Raw genomic sequence first — 21714 nt, forward strand, 5'->3', positions numbered from 1 at the left:
GTGAACGTGCCCGACTGTTTCCCGCCGGATCCGCGGCCGAAACCGCTTTCCGGCGGACGGTCTACAATCCGCTGGTCCGGCGGTCAGTATTCGTAGACCTTTACCGCCGGGTCGTGCCCGTACCAGGACGCGACGACCGACGAGGTGCGCTTGTCGGAGAGGAAGTCGACGCGCAGCCAGCCCTCGGCCTGCGTCACGCGCGTCTCGTAGCCGGGGTTGGGCGTCGCCGACACGAGCCGCACCCGGTCCTTCTCGATGGCCATCGCGGCGCGCCCGCCACGCGTCGCGAAGCTGCGCACGTTGTCGTGCGGCTTCGGGGAGGTGGGCGTGCCCGTGGGGCCGCCGGCCGGCGCCTTCGGGCTCTTTGACGGCTCGGGCCCCTTGTCCTCGCCGGTCCCCGGGCGGGGCCGCGCGGTGGGCGACCCGATGCTGGTCGGGCCCGGCGGCGTCGACGGGCTGGAGTGGATGACCGGGCCGGCCATCGGCGGCGGCGCCGACCGCTCCGACACCGCGCCGCGCACGACGCCGCGAACCCCGAGCCAGGACAGCGCGACCGCGAGCGCGGTCACCGCTGCCCACGGGGCAACATACGACATCGCGCGACGCATGGGCACATGGTGGCATACGGTTCCGCCATGGCGAGTGTTCTGGTGGTCGAGGATGACGCGAATGTCCGGACCGCCTTGATCAGGGAGCTGAGCGTGCGGTCGCACGTCGTGCGCAGCGTCGGGACCGCGATGGACGCGCTGCGCGAGGTCACCCAGGCGCCGCCCGACGTCGTCGTGCTCGACCTCGGGCTGCCCGACCTCGACGGCGCGGAGGTGCTGAAGATGCTGCGCGGCATCTCCGACGTCCCGGTCATCATCGCGACGGCACGGGACGACGAGCCCGAGATCGTCCGGTTACTGAACGCCGGAGCGGACGACTACCTCATCAAGCCGTTCTCCATCGAGCATCTGAGCGCCCGGCTCGCCGCAGTGCTGCGCCGGTCCGCGCGGTCCGGGCCGACCGCGGAGCTGAGCGTGGGCGGCCTGCACATCGATCTGGACCGGCGGGAGGCGATGCTGGACGGCAAGCCGCTGGAGCTGACCCGGCGCGAGTTCGACCTGCTGTCCTACCTCGCGGCCCGTCCCGGCCGGGTCGTGGCGCGGCGCGAGCTGCTCGCGGAGGTGTGGCGGCAGGCCTACGGCGACGATCAGACCATCGACGTCCACCTGTCCTGGCTGCGCCGCAAGCTCGGCGAGACCGCCGCCGCCCCCCGTTACCTGCACACGGTGCGCGGCGTCGGGGTCCGGCTGGCCGAACCCGATCCGCGGTCATGAGGAAGACGCTCGTCCTCGTCTCGCTGGCGGTCACCTCGATGGTCGCGCTCGCGTTCCTGATCCCGCTCGCGCTCACCGTCCGGGAGATCGCCCGCGACCGGGCGCTGACCACCGCCGAGCGGCAGGCCAGCGCGCTCGGGCCGGTGCTCGTCGTCACCGAGGACCCGGCCGCCCTCGAACGTGCCGTCGCGAGCACCCAGGCCGGCGCGGCGGGCCGGATGACCGTGCACATGCCCGACGGCGGGCTCGTCCCGAAGAACACGCACGGCGACTTCAGCGCGGCGCCCGAGCAGCTCACCGAGGCCGGGCGCCGCGGGCGCTCCTACACCGCCCGCGTGAACGGCGGGTACGCGCTGCTGCAGCCGGTGTCGCTGGACGCGGGCCGGACCGCGGTCGTCGAGGTGTTCCTCCCCGACGACGACCTGTCCCGCGGCGTGTGGAAGGCGTGGCTCGTCATGACGACCGTCGCCGCGGCGCTCGTCGCCGGGTCGGTCGCGGTCGCCGACCGGCTCGGCGCCCGCATGATCCGCTCCACCCGGCGGCTCGCCGAGGCGGCCGGCGCCTTCGGGGACGGGGAGCTGTCGGTGCGGATCGAGCCGGACGGGCCGCCGGAGCTGATCGAGGCGGGCCTGGCGTTCAACGCGATGGCCGACCACGTCGTGCAGCTGCTGTCGGCCGAGCGGGAGATGGCCGCCGACCTGTCGCACCGGCTCCGCACGCCGCTCGCCGCGCTCCGCCTCAACGCCGAGGCGCTCGGGGACGGGCCGGTCGCCGACCAGACCCGGGAGGCCGTCGACCGCATCGAGCGCGAGGTGGACCAGATCATCCGGACGGTCCGGCGGCCGACCGGGCGGGGCAGCTGCGACGCCTCCAAGGTGCTGCGCGACCGCGTCGCGTTCTGGTCCGTCCTCGCCGAGGACGAGGGGCGCTCCTGCGAGCTGATCGGCGCCGAGGGGCCGGCGCCGCTGCCCATCCCTGGCACCGAGCTGGCCGCCGCCGTCGACGCGCTGCTCGGCAACATCTTCCGGCACACCGCCGAGGGCACCGGCTTCGTCGTCACCCTGCACCAGGGGCAGGGCGTCACCGGCATCCTCGTCGCCGACGGCGGGCCCGGCATCAGCGACCCGGACGCGGCGCTCAAGCGCGGCAGCAGCGGCGGCGGCTCCACCGGCCTCGGCCTGGACATCGCCCGCCGCGCCGCCGAGTCGACGGGCGGCTACCTGCGGATCCACCGCAGCGTCCTCGGCGGCGCCCAGGTGCAGATGTGGTTCCGCACGAAGTGGCTGCCGCCCGCCCGCCGCTCCCGCCGCCTGGTCGGCCGCCGCCGCCACTCCCGCACCCAGCCGCGCCGCTCCCGTGCTAGCGGCTCCGTCCCTCCCGGAGCATCGTGACGGCCTGCTCGACCCGGCGCCGGCGCGTCTCCGGCTTCTTCGCGCCCTCGACCGACAGGACGAACCACTGCCGCTTGCTGTAGGACAGGCCTTCGAAGAACCGCCGCGCCTCGCCGTCCGCCGCCAGGGCCTCCGCCAGGTCGTCCGGGACGGCCACCTCGCGCGGCGCGGTGTCGAGCGCGACGTCCACGTCGACGGCGTCGCCCGCGGCGATCCCCGCGGCCTGCCGGTTGTCCGCGCTGACGGGCAGCATGTACCGACCGCCCCTCGGCGTCACGGTCGACCGGTACGTGTGCCCGTTGATCGTGACCGTCACGGCGGGACGCCGTCCCCCGCCGAGTTCCTCCACGACCTCGCCGGGCACCTCCAGCCCGGTCGCCGTCTTCCCGCCCAGCTCCAGCGTCGCGCGAAACCTCATGATGACCTCCTTGTGAAGCGTGCCTCGGCAACGCGTCGAACGGCCGGCGGCCGGATCGACATAGGCGCGCCTTAAACGCCCCTTAAATCCGGAGATGTCGCCCGAGTGCGGCCCTAGCTTGATCGCCATGAAGCGCCCCCGCCCGCAGTACGTCGCCGCCGGGGTGATCGGCGTCGTCGGACTCATCGTCGCCGTGGTCATCGCCGTCGCCGGCTTCCTCGCCAGCGGCTACGAGCCCACCGCGCCCACCTCGTACCAGGTCCAGGTCGTCCGCGTCGCGAGCACCGGCCCCGAGTTCGCGCCCTACGTCGACGGCAGCCTCTCCCCGCCGTTCGACCTGGTGGAGACGTCGAAGACGACGGGCACCAAGGCGTTCACGCTGGCGTTCATCACCTCCGGCGGCGGCTGCGTGCCGAAGTGGGGCGGGGTCACCGACCTGGACGCCAACCCGGTCGCGAACCAGGTGGACGCGCTGCGGGCGGCCGGCGGCGACATCCGCGTCTCGTTCGGCGGCGCGTCCGGCAGCGAGCTCGGAACGGCGTGCACCACCGTCGAGTCCCTCACCGCGGCCTACGACCGGGTCGTCACGGCGTTCGACCTCAAGCGGGCCGACTTCGACATCGAGGGCGCCGCGCTCCCCGACACCGCGGGCAACACGCGCCGGGCGCAGGCCATCGCCGCGCTCCAGAAGAAGCACCCCGACCTGAAGGTGTCGTTCACGCTGCCCGTCCTGCCGACCGGCCTCACACAGGACGGCGTCGGCCTCGTCGAGAACGCCAGGGCGAACGGCGTCGCCATCGACGCTGTCAACATCATGGCGATGGACTACGGGCCGCCGTCCTCGGCGATGGGCGACCTCGCCGTGCAGGCCGCGACGTCCACCGAGGCGCAGCTGCGGACCGCGCTCGACGTCCCGTCCGCGTGGAGCCGGCTCGCCGTCACCCCCATGATCGGCGTGAACGACGTCGTCACCGAGACCTTCACCGTGGACGACGCCGCGCAGGTCGCCGCGTTCGCCGCGGACAAGGGCCTGGCCTGGACGGCGATGTGGTCGGCCAACCGCGACCGGCCCTGCCCCGGCGGCCCCAAGCCCCAGGCCGACCCCACCTGCAGCAGCATCGACCAGCAGCCCCTCGCCTTCACCCACGCCTTCACCAACTGACCACGACCGGCGGCGGGCCCACACCGGACTCGCCGTCGAGGTAGGCGCTGCGCATCCCCACCTGCGCGACCGACTGCGGGCGGAGGCGTCCCTGCCCGCCATATCGTGCTCCCACTGGCCCGGGTCACCCCCGAGGCTTGGCCTCCCTCCTGTAGTACCGCGTCGCGCCGGGATGAAGCGGCAGCGGATACGTCGAGACCGCGACCGCCGGTTGAGGTGCAGCGCCTCCGGCATGCGCGTAGTAGACGCCCTCGCGCCCGCCGGTAGCGATCAACAGCCGCCACCTGTGCTGCACATCACATCGCCCGAGGTTGCGCCGATCATCAACAACACCCCGGAACACCCGAACGGCCCGGGGGCACGCTGGTCTCGACAACTCCCGACCAGAGAAGGGCATCCGGTGACCCTCGAATTCATCAATCCTGAAAACCTGCCGACTCCCCCCACCTACACCCATGTCGTCGTGGCGACGGGGAACACGATGGTGTTCATCGCAGGCCAAGAACCCGAGGACGCCCAGGGCGACCTCGTCGGCGCCGGCGACCTGGCGGCCCAGGCCCGTCAGGTGTTCGCCAACCTCGGCCACGCCCTCGCCGCCGCCGGTACCCGCCCGGACCGGGTCGTCAAGATCACGATTTATGTCGTCGGTCACCGGCCCGAATACCTGCCGGTGATCGAACAGGCCCGCCTGAGCCTGTTCGGCGACCACAGGCCGGCCGACTCGCTCGTCGGCGTGGAGACGCTGTCCAGGCCCGAATACCTGATCGAAGTAGACGCGATCGCCGTCAGCGACGTCTGAGAAACGATCCGCTAAAAGAGGCCGATGCGTGGCAATGCGGGAGAAACACGCTTAGGAACGGCATGACTTCGCGGAGTTCATCTCGCACGCTTCGCGATGCCAAACGAAGCGGGCCCGGCTCGGGCGGGTGTGCCGGACGGCCCCGGAGTCTCTTTTCCTTGTTTCCACAGGTGAGCACCTCTGCACGTGGTTGTCCCGAGCAGCCCGCGGCGGGGGGTGAATAAGGGTGGCTCAGGGGTTCCCTAAAGGAGCCTTAAGGGGCCCCTGTTGGGGGGGTCGGCGGCTTAGCGTTGCAGGCGTCACATCGGAGACACGGCGGAGGTGCACAGGCGGAGAGCAGAGCGAACGTCGGCTGAGGTTCCGACTGAGGTTCCTGATTGAGACAGGTTTCTGGCCCGCACGGCCTTGTTTTTCCCGCTCTAGGGCCGTGCGGGCCAGAAGCTTTTCTCAGCGGGGCAGGGCGCCGAGGAGGAGGAGCCGGAAGGCGTCGGCGGTGCCGGTGGCGGCGGTGTCGCCGGTGGCCAGGCGGCGGACGGCCAGGCCGTAGAGCATCGCGACGATCGCGGGGGCGTGGCGTTCGGCGTCCGGGATGCCGAGGGCGTCGAGGATCGCGGCGGCCAGCCGGTCGTAGGCCTCGACGGAGCGGGCGGAGGCCGTGCGCAGGGCGGGGTCGCGGGCCGAGTGCAGATGGAGTTCGAGGTTCGCGATCTGCTCGGGGCCGTAGGCGAAGTCGACGACGGCCTTCTCGACCTGGTCGGCGGCCTCGATGGGGGCGATGCCCGACTCGGCGAGGGACGTGACGTAGGCGGTGATGCGGGCTATCTCGGCTTCCACGAAGGTGTGCAGGGCCTCGCGGAGCAGGTCCTCCTGGCTGGGGAAGTGGTAGGTCAGGGAGCCGAGTGAGACGCCGGCCGCGCGGGCGACGGCCCGGTTGGTCACGGCGCCGATGCCCTGCTCGCCGATGAGGCGGAGGGTGGCTTGGAGAATCTGATCGCGGGCGCTCATCGCTGCACAGTCTTCCCTAGGACGGGCATGTTCCGTATCGTTCGTTCGAACGAACGATACCGGGAGGCGTGGGTGGAGCTGGGGCTGGCCGGGCAGGCGGAGGCGCTGGCGAGGGGCGAGATCTCCTCCAGTGAGCTGGTCGAGGAGAGTCTGGAGTCCATCGGGCGGCAGGAGTCGCTCGGGGCGTTCCGGGTGGTGCGCAGCGAGGCGGCGGGGCAGGAGGCGCTGGACGCCGACAAGCGGCTGGCGGAGGGGGAGCGGCTGCCGCTGCTCGGGGTGCCCGTCGCCATCAAGGACGACACGGATCTGGCCGGTGAGACCACGCCGTTCGCGGTGCTGGGCGACCACCGGCCCGCGGTGGAGGACGGGGAGGTAGTCCGCAAGCTGCGGGCGGCCGGCGCCGTGATCGTGGGGAAGACGACGACGTGCGAGATCGGGCTGTGGCCGTTCAGCGAGTCGCCCGGGTACGGCGTCGCGAGGAACCCGTGGAACCCGGAGTACACGCCGGGCGGGTCGTCGGGCGGGTCGGCGGCGGCCGTCGCCGCCGGCATGGTCGCGGGCGCCGTGGGATCGGACGGCGCCGGGTCGATCCGCATCCCGGCGGCATGGACGGGGCTGGTCGGCATCAAGCCGCAGCGGGGGCGGGTCTCGGGATACCCGCAGACCGACCCGTTCAACGGGATCACGGTGTGGGGCCCGATCGCGCGGAGCGTCGGGGACGCCGCCCTGCTGCTCGACGTGCTCAGCGGCAGCCATCCGGACGACGTGTACCAGGTCGACCCGCCCCTGACCCCGTTCGCCGAGGCCGCGAGGCGGGAGCCGCGCCGGCTGCGGATCGCGGTGTCGTTCCGGACGGCCTTCGGGGTCAGCGGCGAGCTCGACCCGGAGATCCGCGCGGCGGTGGAGCGGCTCGCGCGGAGGCTGACCGATCTCGGTCACAAGGTGTTCCCCGCCGACCCCGACTACGGGCTCGTGGCGCTCGGGCTCGTCCCGAGGGGGACGTCCGGCGTCGCCGACTGGCTGGACGCGATGCCGAACCCGAGGCCGGAGCACAGGACCGAGGTGGAGGCGCGCATGGGGCGGCTGGTCGGGAAGCGGCTGCTGCCTCTCGCGAAGAGGATGGATCCGTATCTGCGCAGGAAGATCGGCCGCATCTTCCAGGCGGCCGACGTGGTGATGACGCCCACCACCGCGCAGCCGCCCTTGAAGGTGGGGGCGTTCGAGGGGATGGGATACCAGAAGACGCAGTCGGGCGTCGCGGCCGCGTGCCCTTACGCGTGGACGTGGAACGTGGTCGGCTGGCCGGGGGTGAACGTGCCGGCGGGATTCACCAAGGCCGGCCTGCCCATCGGCGCCCAGCTCCTCGGGCATGATTCCGACGAGGCCACGCTCATCTCGCTCGCCGCGCAGCTGGAGGCCGTCGAGGGGTGGACCGGCCTGCGCCCCTAGAGCACGCGACGGGCCGCCGGTGCGGGGGTCCAAGCCGGTACCGGCGGCCCGTCGCGCTTCAGTACCCGGCGCCGGTCAGCATGCCGCCGTCGACGAGGACCTCGCTGCCCGTGCAGTAGGACGAGTCGTCCGAGGCCAGGTAGACGATCAGCCCGGAGACCTCCTGCGACTTGCCCATCCGGCCGAGGGGGAGGGCCTTCATGAACGCGTCGGCGTTGTCGGCGGTGGCCGAGACGATGTCGTCCTGCATGGTCAGGGGTGTCAGCACGGCGCCGGGGTGGATGGAGTTCACCCGGATCCCGTACCGCCCGAGCTCGCGCGCGGCCGACTTCGTCAGGCCGCGGACGCCGAACTTGCTCGCGCTGTAGGCGGCGAGGCCGGCGGCGCCGATGAAGCCCTCGGTCGAGGACACGTTGACGATGGAGCCGCCGCCCGCCTCGCGCATCGGGGCGGTGACGGTCTTGACGCCGAGCCACTGGCCGACGAGGTTCACGTCCAGGATCGTGCGGAACTCGTCGAGCGTCATGTCCTCGATGGTCTTGTGCCGGAGGATCCCGGCATTGTTGACCAGGACGTTCAGCGCCCCGAACGTGCTGGTCGCGGTCTCGGCGGCCCGCTCCCAGTCCTCCTGCTTGGACACGTCCATCCGGACGAACCGGACGTCGTCCCCGAGGTCGGCGGCGAGCTTCGCGCCCTCCTCCTCCAGGACGTCGCCGAACACGACCTTGGCGCCCTCGTCCAGGAAGCGGCGGACGTGCGCCTTGCCCATGCCGCGCGCGCCGCCGGTGATCAGTGCCACCTTGCCGTCAAGCTGCCCCATCAACGCTCCTCGTCGCCGCTGCCGTCCGGTAAAACCTAGCGAACGCTTGGTCAACCGAACAAGGCGGCCCCCTACCCCGTGCGCAGGCCGTCGAAGAGGAGCGCGAGCATCCGCGCCGCGTACGCCTCGCGGTCGGGCGTGCGCTCGGACGCGACGCCGATCGCGTTGGTGAGCCGCAGCAGGTCGCCCGGGTCGATGTCGGCGCGGATCGACCCCGCGCGCTGCGCGCGGTCCAGCAGCCGGCCGAGCGCCTCGCAGATCGCCGCCGCCGCGGCGCCGAGCCCGGTGTCGGCCCACTCCGCCGACATCGCCTCGATGATCACGGTGGAGGTGCCGCGCGGGGTGGCCGCGCCCGACAGGTAGGTGCGCAGCCACAGGCCGAGCGCGGCGTCCGGATCGGGGTCGGCGAGCAGCTCCTCGGCGTGCGCGAGGAGCCCGTCGATCCGCTCCCGCAGGACGGCGTGCAGCAGCGCGTCGCGGGTCGGGAAGTGCCGGTAGAGCGTGCCCGAGCCGACACCCGCGCGCTTGGCGATGTCGTCGAGGGACGCGCCCGTGCCGTTCTCCATGAACGCGACGCGGGCCGTCGTGATGAGTCGCTCGTAGTTGCGGCGGGCGTCGGCCCGCATCGGGCGGGTGTCCATGGGCACCGTCCAGCGATGTAGCGGGTGACCTGGGATGGTCCACGCCTGCTTACTGGACGAGCCTGCCATCTCCCCGGGGAGAGCGCTACCCGGACGGCGCGGCCAGTGCCTCGCGCGACAGCCGGTCGGCGCGGCGCGTCGTCTCCGGGAGGCGGTACTCGGGCGCGAGGGCGAGGACGGTCCGGCACGCGGTGTCGAGATCGGTGCGGTGCCCGACGGACACGAACACCGGTTTCACGTTGTCGCGCGTACGCAGCACCCGTCCGACGACCTCGCCCCCGTCGAGCAGCGGGCTGGCGTCGCCGCGCCGCGGGCCGGGCGGGTCGTAGGTGCCGACGAACGCCGTCTTGCCGACGCCGATGGACGGCAGGCCGGTCAGGACGCCGAGGTGGCAGGCCAGCCCGAACCGCCGCGGGTGAGCGATCCCGAACCCGTCGCACACCAGCAGGCCGGGTGTCGTGGTGAGCGCGCGGAGGGCGCGGAGCAGCGTGGGCAGCTCCCGGAACGCGAACAGGCCCGGGACGTACGGGAACGCGGCCGTGCCGACGGCGACCGCCTCCTCCACGACCTCCAGGGTCGCCGCGTCGAGGACGACCGCGGCGGCGGCCACGCGGTCGCCGGCACCGCCGCCGTCGCCCGCGTACGAGACGTCGAGGCCCGCGACGGTGCGCGGCGCGGCCGGGCCCGGGACGTCCAGGTCGAGCAGGGGACGCAGCCGGTCCTGGATCGCCTCGGCCTCCTGCGGCGTGGACGGCCAGGGGTGCAGGTCGTGTACGTCCATGCCGGGACGCTACCGGCCGGTCAGGACAGCGACGCGTACGCGGCCTGCGTCAGCCGGAAGGCGCGCAGGTCGCCGGACGCCTGGTCGCCCATCAGGTTGGGCAGGTAGGCGAGCGCGAGCCCGGCCCCGGGGTCGCCGAGGCCGATCGAGCCCCCCGCGCCGGTGTGGCCGAACGCCGACTCGCGCCCCGCCTTGGGCGTGTAGAACGTCTGCGACGGACGCATGAAGCCCAGTCCGAACGAGCTGTCCACGAGCAGCGTCCGGTCCGGGCCGGTGACGCGCGGGCGCAGGGCGTCCCGCAGCGTGTCCGGGCGCACGATCCGGCCCGCCACGAGGTCGCGGTAGAAGCCGGCGAGCGCGGGCGCGGTGGCGATCATCCCGGCGGACGGCCAGCCGGCCCGCAGCACGACCGGGTTGTTGTAGCCGCCCTTGCCCGGGTGCGGGTTGTTCAGCGACCGGTTCATCAGGCTCCGCGGGTCGAGGTAGGCCTCGGCGAGCCGCTTGAGGACGTCGGGCGCGCCGGGCCGGGGGGCGTCGGCGCCGCCGCCGCGGCGCCGTCCCGCCGACAGCTTCGCGGCCCGCCCGATCACGTCCTCGGGCGCCCCGATCCACAGGTCCAGGTCGCCGGCGAACTCGTCCTCGACGAAGGCGCCGACCGTCCGGCCGGACAGCCGCCGGACGATCTCCCCGGCCAGCCACCCGTAGGTCAGCGCGTGGTAGCCGTGGGCCTCGCCCGGCGTCCACTCGGGCTTCTGCGCGGCCAGCTCGGACGCGAGCGCCGGGGCGTCGGCCGCCTCCTCCGCCGTCACGGGACGCGCGAACGCGGGCAGCCCGGCCTGGTGCGACAGCAGGTGGGCCGCGGTCACGCCGTCCTTGCCCCCGGCGCCGAACTCCGGCCACCAGGCGGTCACCGGGCCGTCCACCTCGTAGGCGCCGCGCTCGGCGAGCAGCAGCGCCGCGGCGGCCGTCACCGCCTTGGTGCAGGAGAACCCGAAGCAGGGGGTGCCGGGCAGCCACTCGCGTCCGGTGCGGCGGTCGGCCACGCCGCCCCACAGGTCGACGACCTTGCGGTCGCCCACGTAGACGGCGACGGCGGCGCCCAGCTCGCGCCCCTCGGCGAAGTGCTGCTCGAACACCTCGCGGACGCCGGCGAACGCCGGATCGCAGTGGCCCTGCACCGTGCTCATGCGCGATCCTCTCAGCGGGGAGCTCTATGGAATCACGTTCTAGGATTGCCCGCCGCGCCGGGTGACGCGCTAGAAGCGGCCGAGGTGGTGGACGGGCTCGGTGACCGGGTCGGCGGCGCGCTGCGCGGGCCGCGTCCGCCCGAACTCCAGCGTGAGCAGGGCGGCGGCCAGCCACGCGAGGTCGAACCAGGACCGGAGGACGACGTTGCGCGGCCGGTAGGACGGCCTGAACTTCTTGTCGAACAAGTACAGCGACTCGACCGCGATCCACGGGTCGAGAAGGTGCAGGGCCCGGTAGCCGGCCTTCTCCAGCAGGGTGCGCTCGTCGGCGTCCAGCAGCTCGCGGAACGCGGCGAAGTTCAGCGACACGACCCCGTGGCCCCGCTCGCCCGCGTACCGGACCATCTCGACGATGAGGCGCTCGTTGACCCCGTTCGGGCCGCCGGGCGCGCGGCGCATCGCGTCCAGGCTGATGCCCTGGCCCGCGGAGACGTAGCGCTGGAAGGCGATGGGCTCCTTGTCCTCGTCGTAGGCGATGGCGACGACCGCGCCCGGGTGGTAGCCGGTCAGCAGCTCGTCGAGGTTCATGGAGAAGCCGCGCTCGGCGGCGCCGCCCAGCGAGCGGGACGCGACGTCCAGCAGCTTCGCGCGGAGCGCGGGGGTCAGGTCGCGTTCCGGGACGATCTCGGACGTGACGCCCGCGTTCTCGGTGCGCCTCACGGCCTGCCGGACGTTGCGCATCTGCCGTCCCGCCAGGGAGAACTCGCCGGGGCGGAGGACGACCTCGTCGCCGTACCCGATCGCCCGGCACGGCCCCCAGGCCGCGAGCAGGCCGTCGCTCGCGCCGAGCACGGCCGGCCGCCAGCCCGTCGTCCGGCACATCGCGCGGAACGCGCGGACGGCGGCGGGGTGGCAGGCGGGGTCGCCGACCGGGTCGCCGCCCGCGACCGCCATGCCGAACAGGACGCGGTAGCCGATCGCGGCGCGGCCGTCCGCGCTGAACACGTACGCCTTGTCGCGGCGCAGCGCGAACGGGGCGAGGGTGTCCGAGCCCGGGTGGGCGACGAGCCCGGCGACGCGCCGGCGCTCGGCCTCGTCGCCGGGCGGCGGCGCGGGGTCGGGCGCGAGGAGGGTGATGATCAGCACGAGGAGCCCGGCGGCGCCGGCGAGGCCGAGCACGCCCGGCAGCCAGGACGCGCCGTCGGTGGGCCCGCCGGCGGCGCCGAGCCCGGTCGCGACGTCCCCGACCGACCGGATCGACACGCCGCCGAAGGCCAGCGACGCCGCGGTGGCGGCGGCGACCAGGACCGCTCCGGTCCGCACGGCCGCGCGGACGCGCTCGGGATGCGGGCGCACCGGGAACCGGTCGCGCTCCAGCCACAGGCCGCCGAGGACGGCGGCGAGCAGGGGCAGCCGCCACAGCGGGTCGTCGCCCGCGAGGACCGCGAGCAGCCCGAGGAGGACCAGCGTGACCAGGCCGTACCAGGCGGCGCGGCGGCGCAGCAGGACGCCGCGGGCGAGCAGGCCGAGCGCGAGGCCGATGGCGATCGCGTGCGCCGGGGCGAGCGGGCTGCCGGTCACCAGCCGGGACAGCCGGCCGAGCCAGTGCGGGGAGTGCGCGAACGCCGGGACCGCGATGAGCACGGCGACCAGCAGTGCGGTGAGGGCGAGCGGCCACACCGGCCGCGCCCGCGGCGGTACCGCCGGTTTCGCTGATTGCACGAAGGACACCTCCGCTGAGCCCACAACCAAGATCCCCTGGAACCCATTCCCGCATTCGGACGTTGAAGATTGCCCTCGGTGCCGGCCTGGAACCGGACTCGCTGGTCAGGGGCTTCACACCGGCCATACCCGGGTGGCGGTCGCGAGGAACACCGCTCGGCGAGCCCGGGAAGGACGATCCGGAGGCGTGCCGGGAACTCGGCGCGATCACGGCCGCCGGGCTCGGCGGCGGCTGAACCGGGGGAGTCACCGGTAACGTGCCGAACATGAGTGGTTTTCGGCATGTGGTGATGTTCAGGTGGGCCGAGGGAACGACGACGGGCCAGCAGGACGAGGTCGCGGCCAGGCTGCGCGAGCTTCCCGGAGCGATCCCGGAGATCAGGGAGTACAGCGTCGGGGCGAACGCGGGCGTGAACCCCGGCACGTACGACTTCGTCGTGGTCGCGGACTTCGCCGACCGGGACGCCTACCTGGCCTACCGCGACGACCCGGTGCACCGCGCGGTGGTGGACGAGTTCATCACGCCGATCGCGGTGGAGCGCGCGTCCATCCAGTACGAGGCGTAGCGGCGCGGGCACCCCGGCGCACAAAACCGAGCAAGCGCTTGTGTTCTGAAGAGGTTTCGGGTTAATTTCCTCAGAGACGTCCGCCGGGGACGGATCGCGCCCCGTTTCCGGCGGGCGGCGCACCGCCCCCGCGCGGCCCGGTCATCCCAGGGCCCGCAGGTTCATGATGTCGTCGCGGAGCTGCTGCGGAGTCGGCGCCTCCAGGAGCCGCGGCCCGTCGCGCAGCGGCACCATGGCCCACCACGACCCCGTCGCCTCGCCGTACCAGACGCGCACACCCGGGAACTGCTCCTGAAGAGCGCGCACGGTGGCCGCGCGCATGGCCGCGGGCGTGGGCTCACCCTGGCCGGCGGCACCCTGATGAGTCGTCATGCCGCCCTCCCCCCGTAGATCTCTCCGGCAACAGCGTCCTCAGGGACCAAAGCGTCACCCCTACTCGGCAAATAGTGACTAAGCACACTATGGAGGCTGGGGGCGCCGAACGGTGGGATACCGCGCCGATGTGCCCGAATGTATGTATCCGGTCGGCCCGAATGCGGGCCGCCCCGGCATGACCAGGGACGAAGCCGGAACCACCGCCGGACGGCCGGTCCGGCGGTGCACGGCGCGTTCAGGTGACGATCGGCGGGACGGGACGCGGGCGCGGTGCGGCTAGTGCAGGTTGATCCCGTCGAACATCACCTTGAGGTAGTGCTCGGCGAGCCCCTGGGCGTTCAGGCGGCCGCCGGGACGGAACCAGCGGACCGCCACCCACACGGTGTCGCGGATCATCCGGTAGGTCAGCTTCGGATCGAGGTCGGGGCGGAACAGCCCCTCCGCCTGCCCCGCCTGGAGCGTGTTCACCCACATCTTCTCGACCTCGTCCTCGGACTTGATCAGGTAGGCGAACCGGTCCATCCCCCGGAGGTAGTTCCAGTCGTTCTGCATGACCGTGATGGCGGCCCGGTGCGGCTCCAGGGTGCCGAACGCGACCCGGACGAGCCCCGCGATCGTGTCCCGCGGGTCGCGGTTCTCGTCGATCACCGCCTGGTAGCCCGCCATGATGTCGGTGAAGAACCCGGAGAGGATCTCGTCGACGATCGACTCCTTGGAGTCGAAGTGGTGGTACAGGCTGCCGGAGAGGATGCCCGCCTCCTCGGCGATGTTGCGGACCGTCGTGGCCTGGAAGCCCTTCTCCGCGAACAGTTCCGCCGCGAGCCTGACCAGGTGCTCGCGGCGCTCCGAGGCCAGCGCGGCCGATCCCCGGCCGCGGCGGCGCGGGCCGCTCTCACCGGTGGCGCGGGTTCTCGATCGTCCGGACTTGGCGCTCGTGGTCGTCACCCTCTCATTATGCCGTCTCGCCCAACCGCTTGCTCGTGTCGCGGCCGCACCAGGGTACGGGGCACAGCAAGCGCTTGCTACAGGTGCTTGCCACCCCGTTCGCCCCCGCCGCATAGGCTCTGCCCCATGTCCGACGTGATCGTGTTCGACCTGTACGGAGTGATCGCCCGCACCCAGACGCCCGAGGCGGTGCGGCGGATCGAGGAGCTCGCCGGGACGCCCGGCCCCGCGTTCTGGGACGCCTACTGGGCCTGCCGCCCCGCCTACGACGCCGGCCAGGAGAGCACCTCCTACTGGGCGGACGTCGCCGGGCTGCTCGGCGTCGCGTTCCCCGACGTCGCGGCGCTGAACGAGGCCGACCTCGACAGCTGGACCGAGGTCGACGAGGACATGGTCGCGCTCGTCGGCGAGCTGGCCGACGAGGGCCGCACGCTCGGGCTGCTGTCCAACATCATCGGCGACCTGGTGCCCCGCTTCGAGGCCCGGCACGGCGGCTGGCTCGCCCGCTTCGACGCGCGCGTCTACTCCTGCGACATCGGCGTCGCCAAGCCCGACCCGCGCGCCTACGAGATCTGCGCCGAGCGCCTCGGCGTCACGACCGCCGACGTGCTCTTCTTCGACGACAGCGAACGCAACGTCCGCGCCGCCCGCGCCACCGGCATGCGCGCCGAACTCTTCACCTCCCGCTCCCAGGTCCGCACCCTCGTCGCCTAGACCGCCGCCGGCCGCGGGCGGGCGCCGGTCACGCGGGCTTCGAGCCGGCGCCGTGATCGTCGTGTTGCCCGGGACGCCGGGCGGTCGCGGGGGAGCCGCGGTCCTGGCCGGGTAGGGCGCGGGCTGTTGCGGCGGCGGCCAGGAGGAGGGCCGCCATGGTCAGGAAGGCGCGGTCGTAGGTTTCCTCGCGGGCGGTGAGGGCGGCCAGGGCGGCCAGGCCCAGGGCGGCGCCCGCCTGCTTGGTGGTGTTCATCAGGCCGGACGCGGCGCCGGCGTCGCCGGACGGGGCGCCCGAGGTGACGGCGTTGGTGAGCGGGGTGTTGAGGAGGCCGCCGCCGGCGGAGATGAGGACCGCCGGGCCGAGGACGTCCGGCAGGTAGGCGCCGCCGGGGGAGAGGCGGCTCTGCCACAGGAAACCGGCCGCCGCGATCAGGGCGCCGGCGGTGATCAGGGCGCGGTCGCTCGCGTGCCGCATCAGCCTGGGCGTGACGTGGAGGGCGACCGCGATCGTCAGGAGGGTGTGCGGGAGGAAGCCGAGGCCCGTCTGGAACGCGGTGAGGTGCAGGACGTTCTGCATGGACAGCGCCAGGAAGAACCACATCGGGTTGAGGCAGGCCCCGGCGAGCAGCATGGTCGCGTTCCCGGCCGCGACCGCGCGGACGCGCAAGAGCCGCAGCGGGATCAGCGGCGCCGGCGACCGGGACTGCACGACGGCGAACGCGGCGAGCGCGGCGGCTCCGATGACCAGGGCGGGGGCGTTCCAGCCGCGGGTGATGCCGAAGGTGAGCGCCGTGACGCCGCCCGTGGCGAGGGCGGCTCCGGGGACGTCCAGGCGCCGCCGCCCGCCGGTCCGGCCCGGGAGCAGCCCGGCGGGCAGCAGGGCCAGGGCGCCGACCGGGACGTTGACCAGGAAGATCCAGCGCCAGGACAGCGCGTCGGTGAGGAGGCCGCCGGCGAGGTTGCCCGCCGTGCCGCCCGCGAGGCCCACCGCCGTCCAGGCGGCCAGGGCGCGGGGGCGGACGTCCTCCTCGAACGTGGTGGTGAGGACGGTCAGCGTCGCCGGGGCGAGGACGGCCGCGCCGGCGCCCTGGCACGCGCGGGCGGCGATGATCGCGGCCGGTGAGCCCGCCAGGCCGCAGGCGAGGCTCGCGAGCGTGAACAGCGCCAGGCCGAGGACGAGGGTCCGGCGGAGCCCGCAGAGGTCGGCGAGGCGGCCGCCGAGCAGGAGGAGGCCCGCGAAGGGCAGCGCGTAGGCGTTGACGATCCACGGCAGGTCGGCGGGCGCGACGTCCAGGCGCGCCTGGATCGCGGGCAGCGCGACGTTCACGACCGACACGTCGAGGACGACCATGAACTGCGCCGCGCACGCCAGGGCGAGCACGAGGCGGTGCCGCGGCGTCATCGGACCTCCTTGGTGATACAGCCGTACCATAATGATACGTTCGTATCACATGACGGGAGGAGGGGGCGTGCCGAGGACGGCCGACCACGGCGCGCGGCGCGCGCAGATCATCGACGGGCTGGTCCGCGCCGCCGGGCGGGACGGGCTGCACGCGGTGACCATGCGCTCGGTCGCCGCCGAGGCCGGTGTCTCGCTGCGGCTCGTCCAGTACTACTTCGAGAGCAAGGCGCGGCTGATGAACGCGGCGCTGGAGCGGCTCGAACGGCAGAGCCGCGAGCGGTGGGCGGCCCGGCTGGAGGGCCTGGAGGACCCCTCGCCCCGCGAGGTCGTCGAGGCGCTGCTCGCCGAGGCGCTGCCGACCGACCCGGAGAGCCGCGCCTTCCACCAGGTGTGGACGTCCTACGCCGTGCTGGCCCTGACCGAGCCGTCGCTGGCCGCGCAGCCGTTCGTGGACGGCCCCGACCGGCTGGAGCGGCAGATCACCGGCGTCCTCGCGGACGCGGGCGTGCCCGGGGACCCGGCGGTGGAGGCGGCGCGGCTGCTGGCGCTCGCGCACGGCCTCGGCACGAGCGTGCTGGTGGGGCGGCGGAGTCCGGAATCGGCCATGGAGATCCTGCGGCACCATCTGGACACGCTCTTCTGACGGCGCCCTGGCTTCTCACAGCGTCCTGGCTTCTGACGGCGCCCTAGGAGGCGGGCGGCAGCTCCCCGCCGGCCTCGGCGGCCTTCGCGAGGCGTTCCCGCAGGGTGCGGACGAGCTCGTCGCCCTGCTCGGTCAGGCGCTCGATCGCGGGCAGCGCCAGGTCGTCCCGGACGGTGTCGGCGAGCAGTTCGTCGTACTCGTGCGCCTTCTCCGCGATCGCCTCCAGATGGCGCTGGGCGCGCAGCACCTCGTCGGCCGCGCGGGCCCGCTCGGCGTAGCGTTCGAGCGCCTCGACGCGGCGCGTCACCGCCTCCACCGAGACGTCGAGCTTGTCGCGCAGCGGGCGCAGCGCCGCCTCCACCTCGGGGATCGTGTCGGCCGCGGCCATCTCCTCCTGCTCCGCGCGCAGCTTCGACTGCTTCGCCAGGACCTGCGCGATCTCCCACTCCTGGCGCGGCAGCGTGACGGCGTTGTCGACGGAGTCCAGCAGCCCCTCCCGGTTGACCTGCGAGTCGCGGACGGCGTCGATCGCGGTCTGGACGCGCGCCAGCAGCGCGCGGCCCTCGTCGTCGAAGTCCTCCAGGGTGAGGTAGCGGTCGCGGCGCCGCTCCAGCTCCCGGGCGCGCCGCAGGTCCAGCGAGACCGACGGGGTGCCGAGCGCGACCAGCACCGCGAGCATGCCGAGGCCGATCAGCCACAGCGAGCCGAGCAGCGGGGACCCGATCAGCCCGAGCGCGAGGACCGACAGCGGCGCCAGCCACAGCAGCGGCTTGCGGCGCGCGACGATGGTGTCCAGCTCGGCCCGCAGCGCCGGGTCGGCGACGGGCCGCGGCTCGGCGGGGGCGCCGTCCCCGGGCGAGCGCGGCGGCGCGATGCGGCGCCAGGACGTGGACACGTGCGTCTCGAACGCGAAGTCGGTCGGCGCGATCTCGATCTCGGTCGGCCCGGCGGGCAGCGGCCAGGAGCCGACGGGGTCGCCGCCGCCCGGGCCGGTGAAGCGCACCCACCAGCCGCCCTTGCCGTCCTCGCAGCGGTAACGGCCGGGGGCGACGTCGATACCGACGAAGAACGTGCCGATCCCGGGTATGGAATCGTTCCACGCGCCATGGGTCACGGGCGACCTCCCACCTGAACCGACGTACGGGGGACGGCAAGAGTTGCAGTACCCACATCCGTGTCGGGAAAGCCGGATCGGGTTTGGAATACTCCACGCGTGCGACCTGACTACGACCCCCTCGACGATCCGCCATGGGCCATGCAATTGGTGGTACGCGCGGAGAAGGCCGATCCGCCCAATCACGGCGCGGTCTGCGAGGCGGCGGCGACCGCGGTCGTGAGGCTGCTCACCGATCCGCGGGCCGCCGATCCCGAGGGGGAGTGGCGCGAGGCCGTCCGGGAGTGGGAGGCGCGCAGGATCAGGAAGGTGACACGGCGCGCCCGCGGCGTCCGCTGGCCGGAGGCCGAGGCGCTGCCCGGCGTCACCGTCGAGCACGCGGGCGCGCAGGTGCGGGCGTTCCCGCCCGGCCCGGTGTCGGAGGTCCCGCCGCAGCTGGCCAAGCTCCAGGTGGCGGGTCTGGACCTCCCCGACGAGGCGGAGCCGGGCCCGCCGCCCGAGCCGCCGTACGCCGCGATCGCCCTGAACCCGGACGTGACGATCACGACCGGGAAGGCCGCCGCCCAGTGCGGGCACGCCGCCCAGCTCCTCCTCCGCCGGGGCCGCCGCAGGCATGTGGCGGCGTGGGTCGAGGCCGGCGCCCGCGTCCACCTGGCCCGGGACGTGCCGTGGAGCCGCTGCGTGAAGGAGGCTGCGGTCGCCGTCCGCGACGGCGGGTTCACCGAGGTCGCGCCGGGCACGATGACCGCGACCGCCTGGCTCGTCCGCCGGTAGGCGCGGCGCGCCGGGACGGGTCCGCCGCGCCGCGCCGGCGGATCAGGGCAGGGTGACGGCGACCGGCGCGATGCCGGCCGCGCGGATGAGGGACGGCAGGCGCCCGGCGAACGGATGGTGGTCCACCGGCAGGCCCCGCGGGTTGTCGATCACGTAGTGGACGACGCCGCCGGCGCGCCGCTCCGCCCACGCCGCGCCGACCGACCGCAGCACGGACACGGTCCCGGCCGCGTCCGCCGCCTTCACCGACACCCGGATCGGCGACTCGTACGACGGCAGCCCGGCCGCCTCCCGCGCCGCCTTGGCCGTGGCGCCCGCTCGCGGCGCCGCCGCCTTCGCCGGGTCGGGGCCCAGGATCGCGTTGTAGAGCAGCCTGGCCGTCCCGTCGGTCAGGGCGCGGAAGTTTGGCTCGGCCGCGAACAGCACCGACCGTCCCTCCCCGACGGGCTGGTCGACGACCGCGGCGGTGCCGCCCAGCTCGGACGCGCCGCGCTCGTACCCGGAGACGAACCAGTCGGGTGAATCCGCCTCCGGATACGCCACGGCGACGCCGCTGGACGCCTTTATGACCAGGTCGTAGGAGGTGAAGTTCCAGGCCGTGGCGCCGACGCCCCTCGCCAGCGGGCTCGCGCCGTCCACCTTCACGCGGAACAGCGTGCCGGGGATGTCGGACGTCGGCTCGGCCAGCGTCGCCGTCGTCAGCCCGAGCCGGGCGCCGCCCCGCCAGCCGACGTAGCGGCCGCCGGCCCGCGCCCACTGCTGGAGGGCGGCGCGGCCCGCGTCACCGAGCGCCGTGTAGGCGGACGAAGCCGGGCCGTTCGGCGTGAGGAGCACCTCGACGCCCGAGAGCTCGCCCGCGGCGACGTCCGCCGGGGTGAGCAGCGTGAACGGGAGCTTCCAGTCCCGGTCGAGCCGGTGCCGGAGCCAGCCCGCCGACTCCCGCGCCGAGGACGACGTCGCCGACAGCTGCAGGACCGCGAGCCTGGGCGCCTTCCCCTCGTGTCCGGGACGCGGCGCCGCCGGGGTCGGCACCCGCACCGCCTTCGGGCGCAGGACGGCGCCGGACGAGCCGCCGGACACGTTCCCGATCAGTGGCAGGCTCCACGCCGTCACGTCGTAGAAGTACGGGAACGGCGTGTAGGAGTCCTCGTTCAGCATGGCCTGGATCCAGTGCTTCCGACCCTGCGCCATGGAGATCACGTAGGTGCCCGCGGGCAGCGTCGTCCCGGCCTCCGGCTTCCCGTACGCCTTGAAGTCGGGCACGGTCAGCGGCCGGACGAGCCTCTCGACGCGCACGCCCATCCGCTGCAGGCGGGGGTGCGGGGGTCGCGCAGCAGGCCGGCCTCCAGCCGCACCTTGGCCAGCCCGGCCTTGGAGATCAGCTCGGGGCGTCCCGCGATCGCGTACTTCAGCGGGCGCCCCTGCGCGCTGGTCGCCAGCGTCCCGGACACGACCCGCTCGCTCCTGGCGGCGACCGTCTCCAGGTACCTGTCGGACTCGGCGGCGGTGACGGGCCGCTCGCCGAGGTCGAAGCCGAGGACCTGCTCGGGGGAGGGGACCCTGCCTCGGTAGACCGGCGCGGTCTGCGTCGGGTCGCATCCTGCCGCCGGCGCGGCGGGCTGCGCGGCGGCGGGCGCGCCGAGCGACGCCGGGACCGCCAGGGACGCCGCCAGCACCAGGGGCAACGTCAGTTTTCGGGCTCTCATGAGCCACAACGTGACACCGGGCGCGAACCGCACCAACGGCAACTTCTGCCAAGATCAGTCGCGCGGCCCTGGGCGGGGCCGCGGCCCGGTCAGGGAGGCGGCCCGGTTGATCGCCTGGAGGGCGAACTCCTGGGTCCGGGTGAGGCCGCCCGGCCCGCGTCCCGGCGTGTCGGGCGTGTCGCCCTTCGGGGCCGCCGCGAGCTGGGCCTTCGCGCTCAGCCCGTAGGAGAGGAACAGCAGCACGACGAACCCCGCCAGGTAGGCCAGGTGCTGGAGAAGGCCGCCCCACCTGCCCGTGAAGACGTCCAGGACGGCGAACATGGCGAACCCGGCCATCCAGCCGGCCGTCGGCGGGACGAGCAGCATGTCCCGGCGCAGGACGAGCCCGGCCGCGGCGCAGGCGACGAGCAGCGTCTCGGCCACCTTGACGAGGACCAGCACGCCCGTCGCGGGGCCGGAGCCGAAGTAGCCCTCGATCTCCTCGACCCGGTCGCCCCACAGCACCGCCGCGCTGAGCAGGCCCGCGGCGCCGTAGGCGATGAGGAAAACGCCGACCGCGTAGTGGAACCGGTGCCACGTCCGCGAGCCGCGTGCGGCGCCGCCCGCCGGAGTCGCGGACGGGCCCGCTCCTGGCTGCGCACCCGCGCCCACCGTCATCTTCCGCCCCCAAGTTCCGGTTGATGTGTTAGGCGCAAGATATCCCGGATAAGGTTCCGCCCACCTCCGAAACGCGGGGCGCGCGCGTGTCCGCCGTCCCCGCCATCACCCGGCTGACCAG

26 protein-coding genes are annotated in these 21714 nt (G+C 73.7%); 10 read left to right on the forward strand and 16 right to left on the reverse strand.

From position 1 onward, the window contains the following. Nucleotides 1-83: 83 nt before the first annotated feature. Nucleotides 84-608 carry a hypothetical protein gene (locus BM339_RS01170; protein WP_033330655.1) on the reverse strand — a complete coding sequence of 175 codons (525 nt, stop codon included), beginning with the start codon at nt 606-608 and terminating at the stop codon, nt 84-86. Between the two features lie 27 nt (nt 609-635). Here BM339_RS01170 and BM339_RS01175 point away from each other — a divergent pair, with 27 nt between their 5' ends. Next, on the forward strand, nt 636-1322 hold the full coding sequence (locus BM339_RS01175; RefSeq protein WP_024934660.1) for a response regulator transcription factor: 687 nt from the start codon (nt 636-638) through the stop codon (nt 1320-1322). Then, the gene (locus tag BM339_RS01180) at nt 1319-2713 is read left to right on the forward strand and encodes a sensor histidine kinase (RefSeq protein WP_075019667.1); all 1395 of its coding nucleotides are present in this window, start codon (nt 1319-1321) and stop codon (nt 2711-2713) included. Before BM339_RS01175 ends, BM339_RS01180 begins: the two co-directional genes overlap by 4 nt. On the opposite strand, the gene BM339_RS01185 is transcribed toward BM339_RS01180, so the two are convergent. Beyond that, on the reverse strand, nt 2682-3131 hold the full coding sequence (locus BM339_RS01185) for a YdeI/OmpD-associated family protein (protein ID WP_075019668.1): 450 nt from the start codon (nt 3129-3131) through the stop codon (nt 2682-2684). The two genes, BM339_RS01180 and BM339_RS01185, sit on opposite strands and share 32 nt — an antisense overlap. Nucleotides 3132-3258: 127 nt before the next feature. Between BM339_RS01185 and BM339_RS01190 the strand changes: the two genes are divergently transcribed. Beyond that, on the forward strand, nt 3259-4293 hold the full coding sequence (locus BM339_RS01190; protein WP_075019669.1) for a chitinase: 1035 nt from the start codon (nt 3259-3261) through the stop codon (nt 4291-4293). Here BM339_RS01190 and BM339_RS51110 read toward each other — a convergent pair. Continuing rightward, nucleotides 4283-4408: a hypothetical protein gene (locus tag BM339_RS51110; RefSeq protein WP_256255141.1), complete on the reverse strand. Its 126-nt coding sequence runs from the start codon at nt 4406-4408 to the stop codon at nt 4283-4285. The genes BM339_RS01190 and BM339_RS51110 overlap by 11 nt on opposite strands. A 57-nt stretch (nt 4409-4465) precedes the next feature. Here BM339_RS51110 and BM339_RS01195 point away from each other — a divergent pair, with 57 nt between their 5' ends. Then, a complete protein-coding gene (locus BM339_RS01195; protein WP_218163546.1) occupies nt 4466-5092 on the forward strand; it encodes a RidA family protein in 627 nt (208 codons plus the stop codon). Between the two features lie 447 nt (nt 5093-5539). On the opposite strand, the gene BM339_RS01200 is transcribed toward BM339_RS01195, so the two are convergent. Beyond that, entirely contained in the window at nt 5540-6097 is a 558-nt protein-coding gene (locus BM339_RS01200) for a TetR/AcrR family transcriptional regulator (RefSeq protein WP_021597414.1), read from the reverse strand. A gap of 72 nt (nt 6098-6169) precedes the next feature. Here BM339_RS01200 and BM339_RS01205 point away from each other — a divergent pair, with 72 nt between their 5' ends. Next, nucleotides 6170-7546: an amidase gene (locus tag BM339_RS01205; protein ID WP_021597415.1), complete on the forward strand. Its 1377-nt coding sequence runs from the start codon at nt 6170-6172 to the stop codon at nt 7544-7546. Between the two features lie 58 nt (nt 7547-7604). On the opposite strand, the gene BM339_RS01210 is transcribed toward BM339_RS01205, so the two are convergent. The 5 genes from BM339_RS01210 to BM339_RS01230 all read right to left on the reverse strand — a co-directional run bounded on the left by BM339_RS01210 (nt 7605) and on the right by BM339_RS01230 (nt 12697). Continuing rightward, nucleotides 7605-8366 carry a glucose 1-dehydrogenase gene (locus BM339_RS01210; protein WP_021597416.1) on the reverse strand — a complete coding sequence of 254 codons (762 nt, stop codon included), beginning with the start codon at nt 8364-8366 and terminating at the stop codon, nt 7605-7607. Between the two features lie 71 nt (nt 8367-8437). Beyond that, the gene (locus BM339_RS01215; RefSeq protein WP_021597417.1) at nt 8438-9007 is read right to left on the reverse strand and encodes a TetR/AcrR family transcriptional regulator; all 570 of its coding nucleotides are present in this window, start codon (nt 9005-9007) and stop codon (nt 8438-8440) included. 85 nt (nt 9008-9092) lie between these two features. Then, nucleotides 9093-9788, reverse strand: a complete 696-nt coding sequence (locus BM339_RS01220; protein WP_075019671.1) for an endonuclease V — start codon at nt 9786-9788, stop codon at nt 9093-9095. 20 nt (nt 9789-9808) lie between these two features. Beyond that, entirely contained in the window at nt 9809-10975 is a 1167-nt protein-coding gene (locus BM339_RS01225) for a serine hydrolase domain-containing protein (protein ID WP_075019672.1), read from the reverse strand. Between the two features lie 69 nt (nt 10976-11044). Beyond that, nucleotides 11045-12697: a bifunctional lysylphosphatidylglycerol flippase/synthetase MprF gene (locus tag BM339_RS01230; RefSeq protein ID WP_143118260.1), complete on the reverse strand. Its 1653-nt coding sequence runs from the start codon at nt 12695-12697 to the stop codon at nt 11045-11047. A gap of 62 nt (nt 12698-12759) precedes the next feature. Here BM339_RS01230 and BM339_RS49525 point away from each other — a divergent pair, with 62 nt between their 5' ends. After that, nucleotides 12760-12933 (forward strand): hypothetical protein, encoded by a 174-nt coding sequence (locus tag BM339_RS49525; RefSeq protein ID WP_021595237.1) that lies wholly within the window; start codon nt 12760-12762, stop codon nt 12931-12933. A 30-nt stretch (nt 12934-12963) separates the two neighbouring features. Further along, a complete protein-coding gene (locus BM339_RS01235) occupies nt 12964-13263 on the forward strand; it encodes a Dabb family protein (protein ID WP_033330654.1) in 300 nt (99 codons plus the stop codon). 141 nt (nt 13264-13404) lie between these two features. Here BM339_RS01235 and BM339_RS01240 read toward each other — a convergent pair whose 3' ends face one another. Beyond that, complete coding sequence (locus BM339_RS01240) at nt 13405-13635, reverse strand: hypothetical protein (protein WP_075019673.1); 231 nt, start codon at nt 13633-13635, stop codon at nt 13405-13407. Between the two features lie 279 nt (nt 13636-13914). After that, entirely contained in the window at nt 13915-14583 is a 669-nt protein-coding gene (locus BM339_RS01245; protein ID WP_021595240.1) for a TetR/AcrR family transcriptional regulator, read from the reverse strand. Between the two features lie 126 nt (nt 14584-14709). On the opposite strand from BM339_RS01245, the gene BM339_RS01250 reads away from it, so the two are divergent. After that, on the forward strand, nt 14710-15297 hold the full coding sequence (locus BM339_RS01250) for an HAD family hydrolase (protein ID WP_021595241.1): 588 nt from the start codon (nt 14710-14712) through the stop codon (nt 15295-15297). A 28-nt stretch (nt 15298-15325) separates the two neighbouring features. On the opposite strand, the gene BM339_RS01255 is transcribed toward BM339_RS01250, so the two are convergent. Further along, entirely contained in the window at nt 15326-16699 is a 1374-nt protein-coding gene (locus BM339_RS01255) for an MFS transporter (protein WP_075019674.1), read from the reverse strand. 67 nt (nt 16700-16766) lie between these two features. Between BM339_RS01255 and BM339_RS01260 the strand changes: the two genes are divergently transcribed. Next, nucleotides 16767-17342 carry a TetR/AcrR family transcriptional regulator gene (locus BM339_RS01260; RefSeq protein ID WP_075019675.1) on the forward strand — a complete coding sequence of 192 codons (576 nt, stop codon included), beginning with the start codon at nt 16767-16769 and terminating at the stop codon, nt 17340-17342. Nucleotides 17343-17385: 43 nt separating this feature from the next. Here BM339_RS01260 and BM339_RS01265 read toward each other — a convergent pair whose 3' ends face one another. Further along, the gene (locus BM339_RS01265; RefSeq protein WP_021595244.1) at nt 17386-18456 is read right to left on the reverse strand and encodes a hypothetical protein; all 1071 of its coding nucleotides are present in this window, start codon (nt 18454-18456) and stop codon (nt 17386-17388) included. Between the two features lie 99 nt (nt 18457-18555). Here BM339_RS01265 and BM339_RS01270 point away from each other — a divergent pair, with 99 nt between their 5' ends. Then, nucleotides 18556-19230, forward strand: a complete 675-nt coding sequence (locus BM339_RS01270) for an aminoacyl-tRNA hydrolase (RefSeq protein WP_024934657.1) — start codon at nt 18556-18558, stop codon at nt 19228-19230. Nucleotides 19231-19272: 42 nt separating this feature from the next. Here the strand turns inward: BM339_RS01270 and BM339_RS01275 are convergent, their stop codons facing one another. Genes BM339_RS01275 through BM339_RS01285 form a run of 3 tightly spaced genes read right to left on the reverse strand, consistent with a single transcriptional unit; the run spans nt 19273 to nt 21593 of the window. Next, nucleotides 19273-20526 carry a hypothetical protein gene (locus tag BM339_RS01275; RefSeq protein WP_075019676.1) on the reverse strand — a complete coding sequence of 418 codons (1254 nt, stop codon included), beginning with the start codon at nt 20524-20526 and terminating at the stop codon, nt 19273-19275. Beyond that, nucleotides 20496-20936 carry a hypothetical protein gene (locus BM339_RS01280; protein ID WP_143118261.1) on the reverse strand — a complete coding sequence of 147 codons (441 nt, stop codon included), beginning with the start codon at nt 20934-20936 and terminating at the stop codon, nt 20496-20498. The genes BM339_RS01275 and BM339_RS01280 overlap by 31 nt, the downstream gene beginning before the upstream one ends. Nucleotides 20937-20990: 54 nt before the next feature. Further along, nucleotides 20991-21593: a hypothetical protein gene (locus BM339_RS01285; RefSeq protein WP_024934655.1), complete on the reverse strand. Its 603-nt coding sequence runs from the start codon at nt 21591-21593 to the stop codon at nt 20991-20993. Between the last annotated feature and the right edge of the window lie 121 nt (nt 21594-21714).

The organism is Actinomadura madurae (assembly GCF_900115095.1).
GTDB classification, from domain to species: Bacteria; Actinomycetota; Actinomycetes; order Streptosporangiales; family Streptosporangiaceae; genus Spirillospora; species Spirillospora madurae.

Excerpts from the sequence above, each read along its gene's own strand:
- BM339_RS01170 (WP_033330655.1), bottom strand. The coding sequence starts at position 608 with ATGCGTCGCGCGATGTCGTATGTTGCCCCGTGGGCAGCGGTGACCGCG.
- BM339_RS01175 (WP_024934660.1), top strand. The coding sequence starts at position 636 with ATGGCGAGTGTTCTGGTGGTCGAGGATGACGCGAATGTCCGGACCGCC.
- BM339_RS01180 (WP_075019667.1), top strand. The coding sequence starts at position 1,319 with ATGAGGAAGACGCTCGTCCTCGTCTCGCTGGCGGTCACCTCGATGGTC.
- BM339_RS01185 (WP_075019668.1), bottom strand. The coding sequence starts at position 3,131 with ATGAGGTTTCGCGCGACGCTGGAGCTGGGCGGGAAGACGGCGACCGGG.
- BM339_RS01190 (WP_075019669.1), top strand. The coding sequence starts at position 3,259 with ATGAAGCGCCCCCGCCCGCAGTACGTCGCCGCCGGGGTGATCGGCGTC.
- BM339_RS01195 (WP_218163546.1), top strand. The coding sequence starts at position 4,466 with ATGAAGCGGCAGCGGATACGTCGAGACCGCGACCGCCGGTTGAGGTGC.
- BM339_RS01200 (WP_021597414.1), bottom strand. The coding sequence starts at position 6,097 with ATGAGCGCCCGCGATCAGATTCTCCAAGCCACCCTCCGCCTCATCGGC.
- BM339_RS01210 (WP_021597416.1), bottom strand. The coding sequence starts at position 8,366 with ATGGGGCAGCTTGACGGCAAGGTGGCACTGATCACCGGCGGCGCGCGC.
- BM339_RS01215 (WP_021597417.1), bottom strand. The coding sequence starts at position 9,007 with ATGGACACCCGCCCGATGCGGGCCGACGCCCGCCGCAACTACGAGCGA.
- BM339_RS01220 (WP_075019671.1), bottom strand. The coding sequence starts at position 9,788 with ATGGACGTACACGACCTGCACCCCTGGCCGTCCACGCCGCAGGAGGCC.
- BM339_RS01225 (WP_075019672.1), bottom strand. The coding sequence starts at position 10,975 with ATGAGCACGGTGCAGGGCCACTGCGATCCGGCGTTCGCCGGCGTCCGC.
- BM339_RS01235 (WP_033330654.1), top strand. The coding sequence starts at position 12,964 with ATGAGTGGTTTTCGGCATGTGGTGATGTTCAGGTGGGCCGAGGGAACG.
- BM339_RS01240 (WP_075019673.1), bottom strand. The coding sequence starts at position 13,635 with ATGACGACTCATCAGGGTGCCGCCGGCCAGGGTGAGCCCACGCCCGCG.
- BM339_RS01250 (WP_021595241.1), top strand. The coding sequence starts at position 14,710 with ATGTCCGACGTGATCGTGTTCGACCTGTACGGAGTGATCGCCCGCACC.
- BM339_RS01255 (WP_075019674.1), bottom strand. The coding sequence starts at position 16,699 with ATGACGCCGCGGCACCGCCTCGTGCTCGCCCTGGCGTGCGCGGCGCAG.
- BM339_RS01280 (WP_143118261.1), bottom strand. The coding sequence starts at position 20,936 with ATGAGAGCCCGAAAACTGACGTTGCCCCTGGTGCTGGCGGCGTCCCTG.
- BM339_RS01285 (WP_024934655.1), bottom strand. The coding sequence starts at position 21,593 with ATGACGGTGGGCGCGGGTGCGCAGCCAGGAGCGGGCCCGTCCGCGACT.